General features: G+C 53.3%; 17 protein-coding genes. 2 read left to right on the forward strand and 15 right to left on the reverse strand.

Features of this window, described 5'->3' with window-relative positions; genetic code table 11:
- Positions 1 to 205: 205 nt before the first annotated feature.
- Complete coding sequence (locus DZC79_RS10445; protein ID WP_118951532.1) at positions 206 to 1060, reverse strand: hydroxymethylglutaryl-CoA lyase; 855 nt, start codon at positions 1058 to 1060, stop codon at positions 206 to 208.
- Between the two features lie 81 nt (positions 1061 to 1141).
- On the opposite strand from DZC79_RS10445, the gene DZC79_RS10450 reads away from it, so the two are divergent.
- Positions 1142 to 1459 (forward strand): heavy metal-binding domain-containing protein, encoded by a 318-nt coding sequence (locus DZC79_RS10450; protein WP_118951533.1) that lies wholly within the window; start codon positions 1142 to 1144, stop codon positions 1457 to 1459.
- Here the strand turns inward: DZC79_RS10450 and dapB are convergent.
- The 4 genes from dapB to DZC79_RS10470 all read right to left on the reverse strand — a co-directional run bounded on the left by dapB (position 1456) and on the right by DZC79_RS10470 (position 5606).
- Complete coding sequence (gene dapB / locus DZC79_RS10455; RefSeq protein WP_118951813.1) at positions 1456 to 2181, reverse strand: 4-hydroxy-tetrahydrodipicolinate reductase; 726 nt, start codon at positions 2179 to 2181, stop codon at positions 1456 to 1458. The genes DZC79_RS10450 and dapB overlap by 4 nt on opposite strands.
- Positions 2182 to 2226: 45 nt before the next feature.
- Entirely contained in the window at positions 2227 to 3720 is a 1494-nt protein-coding gene (locus DZC79_RS10460) for a hypothetical protein (RefSeq protein ID WP_157977062.1), read from the reverse strand.
- Entirely contained in the window at positions 3690 to 4649 is a 960-nt protein-coding gene (gene lipA, locus DZC79_RS10465; protein ID WP_262607303.1) for a lipoyl synthase, read from the reverse strand. Before lipA ends, DZC79_RS10460 begins: the two co-directional genes overlap by 31 nt.
- 141 nt (positions 4650 to 4790) lie before the next feature.
- Positions 4791 to 5606: a hypothetical protein gene (locus DZC79_RS10470; protein ID WP_157977063.1), complete on the reverse strand. Its 816-nt coding sequence runs from the start codon at positions 5604 to 5606 to the stop codon at positions 4791 to 4793.
- Between the two features lie 66 nt (positions 5607 to 5672).
- Here DZC79_RS10470 and DZC79_RS10475 point away from each other — a divergent pair, with 66 nt between their 5' ends.
- A complete protein-coding gene (locus tag DZC79_RS10475) occupies positions 5673 to 6077 on the forward strand; it encodes an OsmC family protein (protein WP_118951537.1) in 405 nt (134 codons plus the stop codon).
- On the opposite strand, the gene DZC79_RS10480 is transcribed toward DZC79_RS10475, so the two are convergent.
- From DZC79_RS10480 to DZC79_RS10525, 10 genes are all read right to left on the reverse strand, one after another.
- Positions 6061 to 7347 (reverse strand): DUF2851 family protein, encoded by a 1287-nt coding sequence (locus DZC79_RS10480; RefSeq protein WP_118951538.1) that lies wholly within the window; start codon positions 7345 to 7347, stop codon positions 6061 to 6063. The genes DZC79_RS10475 and DZC79_RS10480 overlap by 17 nt on opposite strands.
- Positions 7348 to 7454: 107 nt before the next feature.
- Complete coding sequence (locus tag DZC79_RS10485; RefSeq protein WP_118951539.1) at positions 7455 to 8351, reverse strand: magnesium transporter CorA family protein; 897 nt, start codon at positions 8349 to 8351, stop codon at positions 7455 to 7457.
- A gap of 11 nt (positions 8352 to 8362) precedes the next feature.
- Entirely contained in the window at positions 8363 to 8890 is a 528-nt protein-coding gene (locus DZC79_RS10490) for a 4'-phosphopantetheinyl transferase family protein (RefSeq protein WP_118951540.1), read from the reverse strand.
- Positions 8887 to 9141, reverse strand: coding sequence for an acyl carrier protein (locus tag DZC79_RS10495; protein WP_118951541.1), 255 nt, complete (start codon positions 9139 to 9141; stop codon positions 8887 to 8889). The genes DZC79_RS10490 and DZC79_RS10495 overlap by 4 nt, the downstream gene beginning before the upstream one ends.
- A gap of 109 nt (positions 9142 to 9250) precedes the next feature.
- The gene (locus tag DZC79_RS10500) at positions 9251 to 10522 is read right to left on the reverse strand and encodes a beta-ketoacyl-[acyl-carrier-protein] synthase family protein (RefSeq protein WP_118951542.1); all 1272 of its coding nucleotides are present in this window, start codon (positions 10520 to 10522) and stop codon (positions 9251 to 9253) included.
- Positions 10507 to 10962, reverse strand: coding sequence for a 3-hydroxyacyl-ACP dehydratase FabZ family protein (locus tag DZC79_RS10505; RefSeq protein ID WP_118951543.1), 456 nt, complete (start codon positions 10960 to 10962; stop codon positions 10507 to 10509). Before DZC79_RS10505 ends, DZC79_RS10500 begins: the two co-directional genes overlap by 16 nt.
- A 27-nt stretch (positions 10963 to 10989) precedes the next feature.
- Positions 10990 to 11778: an SDR family oxidoreductase gene (locus DZC79_RS10510; RefSeq protein WP_118951544.1), complete on the reverse strand. Its 789-nt coding sequence runs from the start codon at positions 11776 to 11778 to the stop codon at positions 10990 to 10992.
- Positions 11772 to 12824, reverse strand: a complete 1053-nt coding sequence (locus tag DZC79_RS10515; RefSeq protein WP_118951545.1) for a type III polyketide synthase — start codon at positions 12822 to 12824, stop codon at positions 11772 to 11774. The genes DZC79_RS10510 and DZC79_RS10515 overlap by 7 nt, the downstream gene beginning before the upstream one ends.
- Positions 12763 to 13530, reverse strand: coding sequence for a methyltransferase domain-containing protein (locus DZC79_RS10520; RefSeq protein WP_198666850.1), 768 nt, complete (start codon positions 13528 to 13530; stop codon positions 12763 to 12765). The genes DZC79_RS10515 and DZC79_RS10520 overlap by 62 nt, the downstream gene beginning before the upstream one ends.
- Positions 13514 to 14662 carry an NAD(P)/FAD-dependent oxidoreductase gene (locus tag DZC79_RS10525; RefSeq protein WP_118951547.1) on the reverse strand — a complete coding sequence of 383 codons (1149 nt, stop codon included), beginning with the start codon at positions 14660 to 14662 and terminating at the stop codon, positions 13514 to 13516. The genes DZC79_RS10520 and DZC79_RS10525 overlap by 17 nt, the downstream gene beginning before the upstream one ends.
- Between the last annotated feature and the right edge of the window lie 93 nt (positions 14663 to 14755).

Consider the following 14755-nt stretch of genomic DNA (forward strand, 5'->3'; position numbering starts at 1 on the left):
CAGGCAGGTGCGTTGCATGCAACGCACCTGCGAACAGAATACCGGCATGCAGCCAGTCGGCTACCTGCAGTCCGTTATCCGCTACGACCTTGTGGCTATTGGGGAGATCTTTATGTAGCATCGTTGCATGCAACGATGCTACATAAAGATCTGTTGCGTAGGGCCTAGCATGGGCAAGGTTCCTACGCAAAGATTATAACGTCTATCAGATAAACACCTCGCTGCTCATCAGCATGGCTTGTGCGAAAGCTTCCTTGTCGAGCGACAGCGGAATATTTTTTCTTTCAGCCCATTGCAGGATATTCTCGGTAGCAATATTACCTACCAGCTCATCCTCCGCCATAGGGCAACCGCCGATACCTTTCAGCGAGCTGTCGAACCGGATGCAGCCGGCATCGTAAGCTGCCTGTACTTTTTCCTCCCAGGTAGCGGGGGTAGAATGAAAGTGCGCGCCTATTTCCACGCCAGGAAATTCCGGAATGAGGTTGCGGTAGATATAGCTGATCGTTTCCGGGTTGGCCACACCTACCGTGTCGGCCATAGCAATGATATCGATGCCCATATTGTTCAGCTTCCGGAACCAATTGATGGCTGTTTCTGCGTTGTAGGCATCGCCATAGGGATTACCGAAGCCCATGGAAATGTAGATCACCAGCTTTTTGCCTCGGGCAACACAAAGCTGCTGAATCTCTTCCACCTGCTTCAGCGATTCCGCAATGGTCTTATTGGTGTTGCGCAGCTGAAAGGTCTCCGAAATAGAAAAAGGAAAACCTAAATAGCTGATCTCATCGTATTGTACAGCTTCCTCTGCTCCACGTGTATTGGCAATGATCGCCAACAGCTTTGTATGCGTGTCCGACATATCCAACCGGCGCACCACATCTTTGGTATCGGCCAGCTGTGGTATGGCCTTTGCGCTCACAAAAGAGCCGAAGTCGAGCACATCGAAGCCTACCTTCAGCAATTGATTGAGATAGCTGATCTTCTTTTCCGTAGGAATGAAATGTGCCCAGCCCTGCATAGCGTCCCTGGGGCATTCTACTAGCGTTAATGCTGACATAGAAGGTATGTATTTAAATGTATTTGATTGCGCTGTCAAAGTTAATCTATAATTTTACGGAGTACTATTCATGCGTTTTATATGATCATTACGACTACAGGTACCATCGAGGGCAGGCCAGTTAAAGAGTACAAAGGCATTGTTTTTGGCGAGACCATCATCGGAGCCAATATCTTCAAGGACATTCTCGCCGGTATCCGCGATATTATCGGCGGCCGCAGCGGCGCTTACGAAAGAGTGATGATGGAAGCACGCGAAACTTCTCTCCGTGAAATGCGGGAACGCGCCGAACAGCTGGGCGCCTCCGCTATTCTCGCCGTTAAAGTAGACTACGAAACCGTAGGCACCGGCAACGGCATGATGATGGTAGTTGCTTCCGGCACTGCTGTCGTGCTCTAGCGATCGCTTGCCGCCAGCACATCGCTCATAGTGAAAATACCTTTGCGGTGCCGGATAAACTCTGCTGCCAGCACAGCGCCGAGGGCAAAGCCTTCACGGGAATGTGCCGTGTGCGTGATCTCGATATCATCGATGGCCGAATGATAGTGTACCCGATGCGTACCCGGCACCTCTTCTTCACGGATCGCTTTTATGGGTACCAGCTCATCCTGCTGTGGCGCGTCGAGCTGCCAATACTGCTTCCGCTTCAGGTTGTCAATTACCTGCTCGGCCAGAGAAATAGCGGTACCGCTGGGCGCATCTTTCTTGGCGATGTGATGGATCTCTTCGATCGACACTTCATACTCCGGCCAGTCATTCATCAGCTCGGCCAACCGCTTGTTGATCTCGAAGAAAATGTTGACCCCGATGCTGAAATTGGAGGTCTGCAGGAAAGCGCCGTTGCTTATGGCACATTTCTCCTTGGCCAGGTACAAACGTTCGTTCCAGCCCGTACTGCCGCAGATCACCGGCACACCGGCATCGAGACAATGCAGTACATTGTCCAGCGCAGATTCCGGGTTGGTAAATTCAATGGCGACGTCGGCCATCACCAGGTTCTCCCGGCTAAACTCATCCCGGTTCTGTCTTCCGATTCGCAACGTTACCTGATGCCCGCGCTGCAAGGCTACCTGCTCGATGGCTTTGCCCATCTTTCCATACCCGATCAGTGCTATATTCATTTTATCGTTATTTTTTACCGGCATTTCCGGCCTTTGCCTGTAAAGTTAAGGTAAGCGTTGAGGATAAGCAGGGTTGCGGAAGAGAATCATTTCCACATGCCCTTTCTTTTCTCTTTTTACGATCTCGTAATGCTTGAAATAGTAACCGACCGTCCGGTTCATGGCATTGCTCACATTGCAGTACCAAACATACTGAACGGTATCTTTTTCAAAATCGCGGAAGGCGGTCGTATCGTTGGTCAGGTCGATCTTTTTACCGGACTGCATCAGCGTGGAGGACGAGGCCACCTGGCCCTTGCTGATCCCCCGCTGCTGCATATAAGCCAGGAAGTCTTTCCGCATGCCGTAAAAATAAAGATGCCCCAGGGTGCCCTCCCAGCCCTGCGAAACGCTGCGCGGATAAGTCCAGAAGTGCCCGCTCAGCTGCACCAGCACCATCAGCCTGAAAATCGGCCCCTTATGCTTCAGGGGGGCCACCGCAAGCAGCAATACTGCCAGCAAAGCGATTACAGTGGTTACCGGCAAAAAGTAACGATGGGTAAGCAAACCCTGGTACAAGGCAAGCGGCAGCGCCGTAAACACCAGCAAGCCGGCCAGCAGCCAGGCAAAGGATATGACCAGCACACGCCGGTCATCAGGAACAATAATCTTTTTCCGCAACCATTGAACCAGCAGGTACGCACTCACCAGGAAGGTAGCAACCTTACCCAGGTCGACCAGGCGCCAGCCCAGCACCAGGAAATTGAGGGCCATGCGTCCCGGGGCAACGATCTCAAAACCAGCAGACCAGCGGGAATCTTTAGGTGCGCCGATCCATCCTTTGACATAGTAATGATAGCTGAAATAGGCGATCGCGACCAATGCACCGGGCAGAAAAGGCAAGACCTGCTTCAGCAGGTAGCGCAGCCGGCCGCCATAGGCCGGCACAAATTGCCGATCATAACTCAGCCGGAAGAGATAAAGCACGAAGGCTACCATAATAGCACGGTTGCTGAGTATGGCCATCAGCAACACCGCCACCGCCAGCTGACCACGGGACCGGCTCAGGACAGCGTTCAGCGCCAGCAGGAAAAAGGCCATAAGGCAAATATCGGGCGACACCAGCGTGCATTGCGTCAGCAGCACACTTTCTGAGAGGACAATAAGGGTTGCCCAGAAGGCATATCGTTTCTGTTGGGGGAACAGCAGCTCGCCCGTTCTGATTGCCTGTACCACCAGCAGCACTATGAAGGGCAGCAGGGCAGTATGACTCACCCACAGGCTGCGGCCGGCGAGCTTCCACAGGAAAGCCAGGTACATGCCAAAAGCCGGCGGATGGCCGCTATCGCAGGCGTCGGGTAGTAACAGGTACCGGAACCCGGTATCGTAGTACCAGGTAGGATGATCGCCGGCAAATTGCAGGGTATCCCAGAATAACGCATTGTGTGCGCTAAGCAGGTAAAGGATCAGGTAAGGTATAAAGAAGAAGACAAACTTCCGGCTCAACAGGAACTTCATCGTTTCCGGGATCAGGCGTTCTGCATTTTCTCTTCCTGCCATTTTTGTATCCCGTAACCTGGGATCACATGCTTTTCGCTATGGTAGGAAGAACGCACCAGCGGGCCACTCTCTACATAGTCCAGTCCCATTTTGTAACCTTCTTCGCGATAGAAAGCAAATTCGTCGGGATGCACGAAACGGACTACAGGCAAGTGCTTGGCGGTAGGCTGCAGGTACTGGCCCAGCGTAATTACGTCGCAGCCGTTATCTTTAAGGTCCTGCATGGCCTGCAACACTTCTTCCTTCTCTTCGCCAAGGCCGAGCATAATGCCGCTCTTGGTGCGCACACCACCTTCTTTAAGCCGGCGGATCACTTCAAGGCTGCGGTGGTATTTGGCCTGGATACGGACTTTACGGGTCAGCCGCTCTACCGTTTCCAGGTTATGGGAGATCACTTCAGGCGCTACCTCGATCAGGCGCTCCAGGTTTTCCCACTGGCCACGGAAGTCGGGGATCAGTGTTTCCAGTGTTGTATCGGGGTTCAGCGCCTTTACGGCTTTGATCGTATTGGCCCAGATAATAGAACCGCCATCTTTCAGCTCGTCGCGGTCTACCGAGGTAATGACCGCATGCTTCACCTTCATCAAATGGATGGCTTCGGCTACCCGCTGCGGCTCGTCCCAGTCTACAGGCTCGGGTCGGCCGGTAGCTACGGCGCAGAAACCACAGGAACGGGTGCAAATATTACCCAATATCATAAAAGTAGCGGTGCCGGCCCCCCAGCATTCGCCCATATTCGGGCAATTACCGCTTTCGCATATTGTATGGAGCTTATGGGTATCGACCAGGCCTCTCACATGGCGGTAACCTTCGCCTGTCGGCAATTTTACCCTCAGCCAATTCGGTTTCTTTACAGCACTGCCGGCAGGAGCGACTTCGGCCTGGGCGGCGGATATTACCGGTAATTCGATCATAATTCTATCAGACATCCGGATGCACCGCGTGGCGGCTACTCCGGCTATGGATGGTTAAGACAAATAGTTCCGCAATATTACAACCAATTCCCGACATGGCCTTGATCTGTACTATTCCGGTTACCACAGGAGGGAATAGAGATTCTTTATAAAGCGCTACCAGCGTTTGCCGAATTGCAGGGAGGCATAGAAGGCGAAGAAAAGCGCGTTGGGATCCTGCCCTACCATCTGGTGGATCTTGCTGGTGTAATATTCAAGATTGATACCGGTTTCCAGGGCCATAACCGACTTACGCCCGGTGGCAAAATCGAAGTGCAGGCCGGTCTTGACATAAACACCCGGAACCACTTTGATCTCGTTAAGCCCCTTGCTGAAGCTGGATTTCCCCGCAATGTTCTCGGGAGAGATGAATTGTCGCATAAGGCTGTCGGCGTATTTGGTATCGCCTGAGCTACGCAGGTTGAGGTAGTAAGGTTTAAGCAAACCGGCGGAAAGACCGCCCAGGTAAGTCCAATGAATGGATATGGTGCCCGGGTCCGGTTTGCCGGCGATCAGCTGGCGGCGGCCATAACCGATCTTGAAGGCATAAAAGCTATTGATCTTACCCAGGATATAAGAGCTGGGCTGAAAGGACAGCCCCGGCAGCGCACCATTGGAACGAATCTCTTTAGGATGTTTTCTTTCCAGCAGCTCAAACTGCAACAGGCGTACATGATAAAAGCGATCGCGGTTGCTCTGACCAAAATCCTCACCACCTTTGAACCAGCCCTTGTCAACAAAAATACCGTACCCATCGGTGCTCAGGCGGATACCTCCGCTCAATTCGCCTCTCAATGGCTTAGGGCCTTTTACTTTCGGCGGCTTCACGGCAGTGTTTACGAGCTTTGTCGAATCGCCCAGCCGGTCGCGGTACTTTATCTTCGGCTGCTGCGCATGCGAAATAGCCGGCAACAGTATAGCTAAGCCTATCAAAATATATTTGGCCCTTATTCTCATTAGTCAGAAATTAGCAAGGTAAATTTACTGAAATTTAAGCTAATGACCTCAAAAATAATTTACAACGGCGAGCTCAGGACCACCGCTACTCATCTGCAATCCGGCACGGTGATCGAGACGGATGCCCCCAAGGATAATCATGGTATGGGCGAGCGGTTCTCTCCTACCGATCTTGTCGCTACCGCCCTGGGCAGCTGCATGATGTCGATCATGGGCATCGCTGCCCGTACCCATCATATCCGCATCGAGGATTCTGAGTGTACGATTGAAAAGATCATGGTGCCGCAACCCCGGAAGATCGGCGAGATCGTTGTTCACCTGTACATGAAGGGCCAGGAAAGCTTCAGCGATAAGGAAAAAGCCATACTGGAGCATGTAGCGCTCACCTGCCCGGTATACCTCAGCCTTCATCCCGACCTGAAAAAGACAGTTACTTTTCACTGGTAGCCCCACCCTTACGGATGAGCCGGTTACCGATGCTGCAATTCAGGCAGCTCTTCGGCGTGCAATAATGATTGAACAGCTGGATCAACGCCTGGGAATGAGCCGCATTGTCTACGGCTACGCCCAGCGATTTCCACTCCCTGATGATGGCATTCCGTTCCGGCCTCAGCGATTGAAGCAGGTTCAGGCTTTCTTCATGCAATGAGGCCCTGCCCTGCAGGCGGGAGTATAGATATTGCATGGGCGCCACCGTATTAATGATGATGTTCACTGCTGCCTCTTGCCCGAGGTGCTTGACCTGGGATTCTTTTGTCTTCTCGCCAAAACGATAATGGTCATCCCAGTAGCTGCTGGCCTGTACATCCAGCAGGGGCAGAACGGAGGCCGCGTCTTTAACCTCCATCATACGGGCAAAAAGGTCCAGGCTCTTGTGCACCAGCATCGCAAACTGGGCGATACGCAGTGTGGGAAAATTAGGCGGCCGCAGCCGCATGAATTTCCAGCGATGCGCGTTTACCGGGACCAGCTGGTACTTCCTCCGGAGAAAATGATATTCCTTTTCCAGTTCCAGCATATAGGCGTCGGAAGTCTTGCCATCGAGCATTCCTGCCTGCCCGAAAAGCAGCGCTTCCGTTTGCAGCAGGTTGTTCCTGTGACGGCTCAAAATGGATAAAGGCAGCGATAAAGCCAGATCAAGAAAGGCCACCCGGTTGACGTGGAAGCCGAAATTTGCGGCCAGCCGGTAATACAGCAGCGTCCTCCAGTCCTTTCCCGCCTGTATCCACAGCAGCTCCCATTCGTCGAGCCGGTTTTCCCAGCGTTCGGCAAGCAGCCGGTCCATCCACGTAATCCAGAGGATATCGGGTATATCTTTCAGCTGCGCAGCACAGGGAATGGTCTGCCCCAGGTTCATCAGCTTGTAATAGCGGTCAAGAATGGAAGGGTCCAGGTGTGGTTTCAGCTCAAGCGTGGGAAAGGTGGTCCCGGCCAGGGGTTCATCGTCTTCGTACACCACATGCAGGATAATGTTCTGATAGCTGGGATCAGTACCATGACGGTGCCGGTGCCAGTCGGAAGTACGCAGGTGCAGCTCTACACTACCAACCCATACCTCTGACCCGATCTTAATACGCGCCTCCGCAAAGTCCGGCCCGGAATTCGTATTCCAGATACCGGGATGCACCACTACCACTGGTTCCCGCTCGTTCGTCCGGAGATCGGCCGGATTGAATAAGGCATTTTTCCACAGGTATTGCAGCAACAGTTCATTCATATTTTATGAAAATACGAATGCGATATTACAATTTTTATGCAAAACAAAAATCAAAATTCCAGACGCCAATTTTTAAATTCCAAATTCCAATATCTAACGTCTAGTACCTACAACCACTTTTTCCGCCGGAACCAGGCGTAGATGATCAACGTTACTACTGCCATCAGCGCCATGGCAAAGGGGTAACCGGCCATCCAGCTCAGCTCGGGCATATACTTGAAGTTCATGCCATAAATACCGACGATGAAGGTAAGCGGCATGAAAAAAACGGAGAAGATGGTCAGCACGCGGATGATGTCATTCGTTTTTTGCGAAGAGGCAGAGAAATACACATTCAGCAATTGGTGAATATTCTCGGACAGCACTTCAAACATGTGCACCAGCTTTTCATATTCGTCCCGGGTATCCCGGGTCATCACATTGCCGTCCTGATTGTCGATGACATCGATGATCTCGGAAGAAAGGATCAGCGTGCGTTTGAACAGGTCGATCTTACGCTTCAGGTAATACAGCCCCTTAAGCAAGGGTACTTTTTTAGGCCGGAGAAAGACGACCTCCTCGTAATAATCTACCAGGCGGGAAAGCTTGGCAAGGGAGGCTTCATAGGTGCCCAGGCAGGCATAGATCATCCTGTTCAGCAGCTCGGCTGTGGTATTGCAGCGCTCTGTACCTGTTAGCTCCTGCAAGCCCTGTAACAGGCCGTGTTCCTGCTGATGCAGGGTAACGATGAACTCCGGCGAATGGAAGATCGCGATCTTATCGGTCAGCTCCTGCACCGTGTCGGCCTCCGGGCGATCGTTGTCGATACGGATGCGGAAGATGATGAAAGCATAATCTTCCATCCTTTCGTATTTAGGCAAATGATCAGGCTGCAGGCAATCTTTTACCAGGGCAGGATGAAGATGGTACTGCCGGGCTAATTGTTCCAGCTCTTCTCTGGAAGGGCCGGTAATATCGATCCAATCAAAACCCTGTTCCTGGCGACGGGCGAACTGCTGCTGCATGGGGAAACCTTTTATTCCGGAAAGACCATAGCCTTGAAGCGGCCATGGTGGCTTAAAGAAACGACCCGGATTCCACCGGTAAGCTTGTCCTGTAAAAAAGGTAATCCCTTTGCATCCCTGAACAAAGCATATCCCGGCACTGCCATCGTTTCCGCTGTATCGTTTATATATACAGCCATGCCCCCGAAATTGTTTTGCTCCAGGGCAAGCGTATGGACAAAATCCACAGTAATCCGGCTTTGTGTCGGATAAACCTGGTCTTCAAACACCACCGTACCATAAGCAGCATTATCTTCCAGCCGCACATCGGTACAAATGAACCGCAGCGGCATCAGCCGGCTCAGCCCCGATTCCCGGTTCCATATCTTATAAGCCGCCTCCTTCATACTCCACAGCAGCCAGACCATAAGCCGGGGCTGCTGTGCAGCAAAGATCAGTTGCTCTTCCGCAGCAGTAAAGAGCTTTTGCAGCCAACCTTTCCGCTGCCAGTCGCTTTCTTCTGCAGCACAGGCCAGGTCAACGATATCATTGCCGATCATCGCGACGATAGCTTAGCTTCAACAATATCTATAGCAGCGCCGACCGTGAGCATTTGCTCCATCGATTCGTTGTCGATCTCGACATCAAATGCCTCTTCCACGTCCAGCACCACATCGACCAGGTTGGCCGAATTGATCTTCAGGTCGCGAATAAAAGAGGTTTCCCGGGTAAGGTGCTGCAAGGCCTCCTGGTCTTTGGCATAGGGCGCCAGTATCGGCTTCAGCTTTTCAATATAAGCTTGCTGTTCCATAAGGTTTCGTTTAGTAAAAGGTGTATTGTTTTATATTACAGTCAAACACCGGTATTCGTTGACGGGCGTACGCTCTTTCTTCGCCTGTCCTTATATCCGAAAGATTTTTTTATGCAGCATAGCGGCGCAGCAGCACACAGGCGTTTACATCGCCGAAGCCGAAGCTGGCCTTAGCCAATATGTTCAGCTCTTTTTCCATTAGCTGCTGCGGCACACGCGAGGCATCGATCCATTCTGTGATACCGGGGTGCAGGTCTTCGCAATTGAGATTGGGAAACAGGAAGCCCTTTTGCAGCTGCAGCACGGCCGCAACACATTCAATGCTGCCTGATGCGCTGAGACAATGCCCGATATGCGACTTTAAGGCACCGATATAAGGAAAGTCGCTGCCTTTCCGACCCAGGGCGATGCACCAGTTCTGTATCTCCAGCGCATCCTTTGTGGTTGCCGTCAGGTGCCCGTTGATAGCATCTACAACGCCGGGAGAGATTGCGGCATCTGCCAGCGCCTGTGTGATGCAGCGCTGCACCGCTTCCGGATTGGGGGCGGTCATGCTGCCCTCCCCTCGTTGCCCGCCGGAATTGATGTTGCCGCCGCAGACCTCAGCATAGATTCTCGCTCCCCGGCGCTGTGCCGATTCCATCGATTCCAGCACCAACGCCCCCGCACCGCTACCAGGCACAAAACCGCTCGCTGTTGCGCTCATCGGCCTTGAGCCCCGCTCCGGCTGATCATTGTGCCGGTAGGTGCAAACTTTCATAGCGTCGAATCCAGCCCAGATATAAGGGCCGCTGTCGCTGGTGCTGCCCGACAACATGCGTTCGGCCCGGCCGCTTTTGATCCGCTCGTAACAAAGCAGCAGGCTTTCCGTCCCCGTTGTGCAGGCTGACGCATTGGTGGATACCTGGTTGCCCAGGCCCAGCTTGCCGCCCAGGTAAGCGCTGATACCGCTGGCCATTACCTGCGGAACCGAATTGCTGCCCAGGCGACGCACCTGGCCTTCGTCTATCTTATAGATCGCCTCCCTGAATTTCTCCACGCTGGTGCTGCCGATCCCGAAGATCGTTCCGCTGTCCCAATCCGGACCATCCAGATTTACAGGCAGGCCTGCATCTTCCCAGGCCTGCATTCCTGCGATCATGCCATAAGTGATGCCGCTGCTGTTGAAGCCACGCAGCTCCAGGGGGTCAAAATACCGGGCGATCAATCCTTCATCCAGCCCGGGCTTGCCTGCGATACAGCAGGAGAACTGCAAGGCTTCCAGCTCGGGCTGGTAACGGATACCCGAACGGCCGGCCCTGAGCGCCTGTTCAAAGCCTTCCAGGCTGCAGGCCGTCGGCGCTACCACACCCATGCCGGTGATCACTACTCTTCTTTCCATAAGGCTTTATTGATGTGCATGCCCGACAAGGTCCCTTCACAAGCCAGTATGCCTTCGCCGTTGTAGAGCTGCACGGTGCACTTAAGCTTACCAAATCTGAAGTATGTTTTTACACTATTGACTTTTACCCGTTCTCCGGGGTAAACCGGGCGGTAGAATTCGATGTTCGTCGCCGTAAGGGCAAAAGGAAAGCCAGTTGCCGAAGGGTCGTCGCCGGTCAGGTATATACCCAGACAAACAAGCCCGATCTGGGCCATGATCTCCGTAAGGATCACACCAGGTGTTACTGCCTGCTTCGGAAAATGGCCTTTATAAAAATCCAGCTCCGGGTCAAGGTAAAAGCTGCCCTCTATATGCTGTTCATCTACGGCATCGATCCGGTCCACGAAGAGGAAGGGAGCACGATACGGTAAACGGGCTATAATACGGTCAGCAGTCATGGAAAGATAGGTTTTTAATAAATGATCTCAGCAGATATGCTCTCCGCCGTCGACCGGTATAATGCTGCCATTAATCCAGGCTGCCTCATCTTTACACAGCAGGTACACGACATTGGCTACATCCTCAGGCCTTGTCATACGGCCAAAAGGATTACGCCCGGGCGCGGCTGCTTCCAGCAATTCGCTACCCGGGATTCGTTTCATAGATGCCGTTGGCGTGATCCCCGCCTGGATGCAATTGGTCCGTACACCGTAGGGCGCCAGCTCCAGCGCCATATTGCGTACCAGGGCTTCCAGCGCGGCTTTCGCGGCTGCAACTGCGGCATAATGTCTCCAGGCCTTATGGCTGCCTTCGCTGGTAAAGGCCAGCACCCGAGCATCGGCAGCCAGCAATCCGGCATCGCGGAAAGCCACCACCCAATCGTAAAGGCTGTAGGTCATATAGTCGAGAGTCAACTTAAAATCCTCCGTACTTAAAGGCGGCTGTGCCGTAGCATCCATCGCCTTAAGGCTGCCCCTGGCAATGCTGTGCAGGATACAACGAAATCGACCCTTATATGCCTGCAAGGCAGCTACTATTTCATCCCTCTTCTCCGGACTGATCACATCAGCATTGAAGGCCACAAAAGGCACACCACAAGCTTTGATCCGTTCGAAGGACTGCGTTACGGCGTGCATCTCGCTGCGGGTATTGCGGTGCAGGATACACAACCCCATCCCATGCGCGGCCAGCTTTTCAGCCGCTGCCCATCCGAGGCCGCTGCTGCCGCCCAGGATAAGGGCCATATATCCACCGGCTTCAAATTCTTTTACCATCGTAGCAATATTCTTTGTGCAGAGAAACCAGGACCGAAGCTCAGCATCAATCCTGTAGTGCCCGGCGCCTGCGGCTTATTCATAAAATGTTCCAGCACGTACAGCACGGTAGCGCTGGACATATTGCCATACTCGCGCATCACTTTCCGCGTAACATCAATCTGCTTACCGGCAGCGCCGAATAGCTCGTCTACAGTCTCCATGATCTTTTTACCGCCGGGATGAAAGATCAGGTGGTCCAGCTGCTCAATAGCCAGGCCGTTCTTTTCCAGGAAAGGGTAAACGATCTGCTCAAAATGCGCTGCGATTGTCTCCGGCACTTCTATATCCAGTACCATTTTCAACCCGTCGTTGGTCAGGTCGAATCCCATCATTCTTTCCGCATCATAGAAATGGTACATAGCACCGTCGATCAGCTCCGGCCCCTGGTCTGCTTCATCGGACGACAGCAACACACAGGCCGCGCCATCACCAAAAATCGCCGCGCTCACGACATTGGTCATCGAATGGTCTTCCAGCTGAAAGGTGCAGGTAGGCGATTCTACAGCCACTACTGCGGCACGCTTACCGGGATTGGCTTTGAGAAACTGATGGGCATACAACATGCCGGACACCCCGGCGGCGCAACCCATTTCGGTAACCGGCAGCCGTACGATATCCTGGCGCAATTGCAACAGGTTGATCAGGTAGGCATCCAGCGAAGGGATCATGATACCGGTACAGCTTACCGTGATGATATAATCCAATTGGTCCGGCGACCATCCGGCTTGCTGTAAAGCCTGCTCCAGGCAGGCCTTTCCCAGCTTTACGGCTTCCCGGACATAGATCCGGTTCTTGTCTTCAAACGAAGTCTGGGTAAACACCTCCTGCGGCGACATAACGGAATACCGCCTGTCCACACCGGCATTGTCGAATATCTTCTTCACCTTCCGGATAAAACGTTCTTCTTCGCCGGCCAGCCACAGATCCACAAAAGGCAGGATCTCAGCTGTTGTCCGCGAATAGGCCGGCAGGGCCTTGCTTACTGTCTTGATCGTTACGCTCATAAGTTGTAATGATCCACTGGTAACGGAAAGCCCATTTCCAGCGGATGGAATATTGATTCTTGTTAAGTTTTAGTTTCCGGGCGAGCTGCTCCAGCTCCAACCGTTTAAATCCCCGCAGGATGCTGAGCCGTCCGTCGATACTGTTGACCCTGCCCAGGCGGAAAACCTTGCTCAGCAAGACAAACAGGCCATAGGCCAGCCGGCTGCGGTGCAGGTCATTGATCACAATAGCCAGGCGCGTATGCTGTAACAGTTGTGTCAGGAGGGTTACGATCTGCTCATCGGTAAAATGATGCAGCGTCAGCGTCAGCAGAACGATGTCGCAGGATACCTCCCTGAAATCCATCTCCAGCATATCCCGGCACAGGTATTCCAGGTGGGTATATCCTTCCGAGCGGTTCACCGCATGCAGCACGGTAAAAGGATTGGCGTCGATGCCGGTCATCCGGAAGTCAAGGTTTTCCTCTTTAGCCCTGTCCGCTATTGCCCTCAGCATGTCGCCATTGCCGCAGCCAAGGTCAAGCACATGCAGCCTGCGCTCCTTATGGGCTTGCGCGATCTTCTTTACGGCGGTTACAGACAGCTTGTTGCCGCCCAATACGCGATTGATCCAGGCGATCTTTTCCAGGGCATCGGTAAGCTCTGCGCCCTGCATGCCGAAGTCGTCCATCAGTTCCGTAGTCTCGCTTCTATATTTCGTATCCACCGGCATATACAGGTATTTGAATAGGGTCACCGTGCGTTTTCCGGATGAGCACCGGGAGCATACCGGGAAACAGGCCGAAAGCCTGTACCAACATCCCGGATAAATGCCGGTGCTGCAATAAGGACGCGATGCGCCGCCCTGTTGTTAGCCGGTGCCGGAACCATTGCTGCCATTGCCTGCTGTAGCTTTCTTCCATAGCCTCCCGGCTCAGCGCCTGTCTCAGGAAGGCCAGCGAAGCTTCGGCAGCGATCTTACCGGCATGGATCGCCATCGCCATGCCATTGCCGCAAAGCGGATGAATGAGACCGGCGCTGTCACCGGCCATGAGGATGCCCTGCTCCACAGCAAGCTTGGGATCAAAAGAGACCTGGCTTATGGTCAGCGGGCGGTCGAACAGCGGCGTCGCCTGCTGCAGCACTGCCTTCAGCACGGGATTCCGGAAGAGCACCTGCTCCTGGTGCTCTTCAATATTGCGATAACATTTGAAAGAATCGTATTGTACCAGGTAGCAGATATTGAGCCGTCCCCCTTCCACCTTCGACACCCCGCAATAGCCGCCGTCAAAATGATGCAGGCCCACCACATGATCAGGATGTGCTCCCTGGTAATGTCCTTTTACCGCCAGCCATGGCGATCTCTTCTGCACAAAGCTGCGACCCAGCTTTTTGTCCAACCCCGATCGTTTGCCGAAGGCCCCGATCGTCACATCGGCCGTAAAGCCTTCGCCCGACCGGGTCGCGATCTCAAAATGCTGCCCGTTAAAACCTATTCCCGTTACCTCGTCCCGAATCACGGCAACACCATTTTGCAAAGCTTTATGATACAGGAAGTGATCGAAGGCGTAACGGCTGAGACCGAATCCACCCAGGGGCAATGCGGCGTACAGCCTTTTACCCGACACCAGGCTGAATTCCAGGTGGGTCAGGGATATTGGCCCCAGCGGGGCGGGATCGGCTTCCAGCCAGCGCAGGTAAGGGAGCACCTCGTTGGATATATACTCCCCGCATACTTTATGATGCGGATAAGCTTCTTTTTCCACCAAAACCACCGGTATCTGCTGCCGCGACAGGTGAATGGCCGCCGTGAGCCCCGCAAGGCCCCCTCCGACAATGAGTACTGGTGTATGCTGCATGAAGGCGTCTTTAGCGCTTAAGTTCTACATTTTACATTACAACCCAAAGGGTAAAATGTTGCTTCACGGGGCGTTAACAATGCCAGCCGGAAG

It is taken from the genome of Taibaiella helva (genome assembly GCF_003545695.1).
GTDB lineage: Bacteria > Bacteroidota > Bacteroidia > Chitinophagales > Chitinophagaceae > Taibaiella > Taibaiella helva.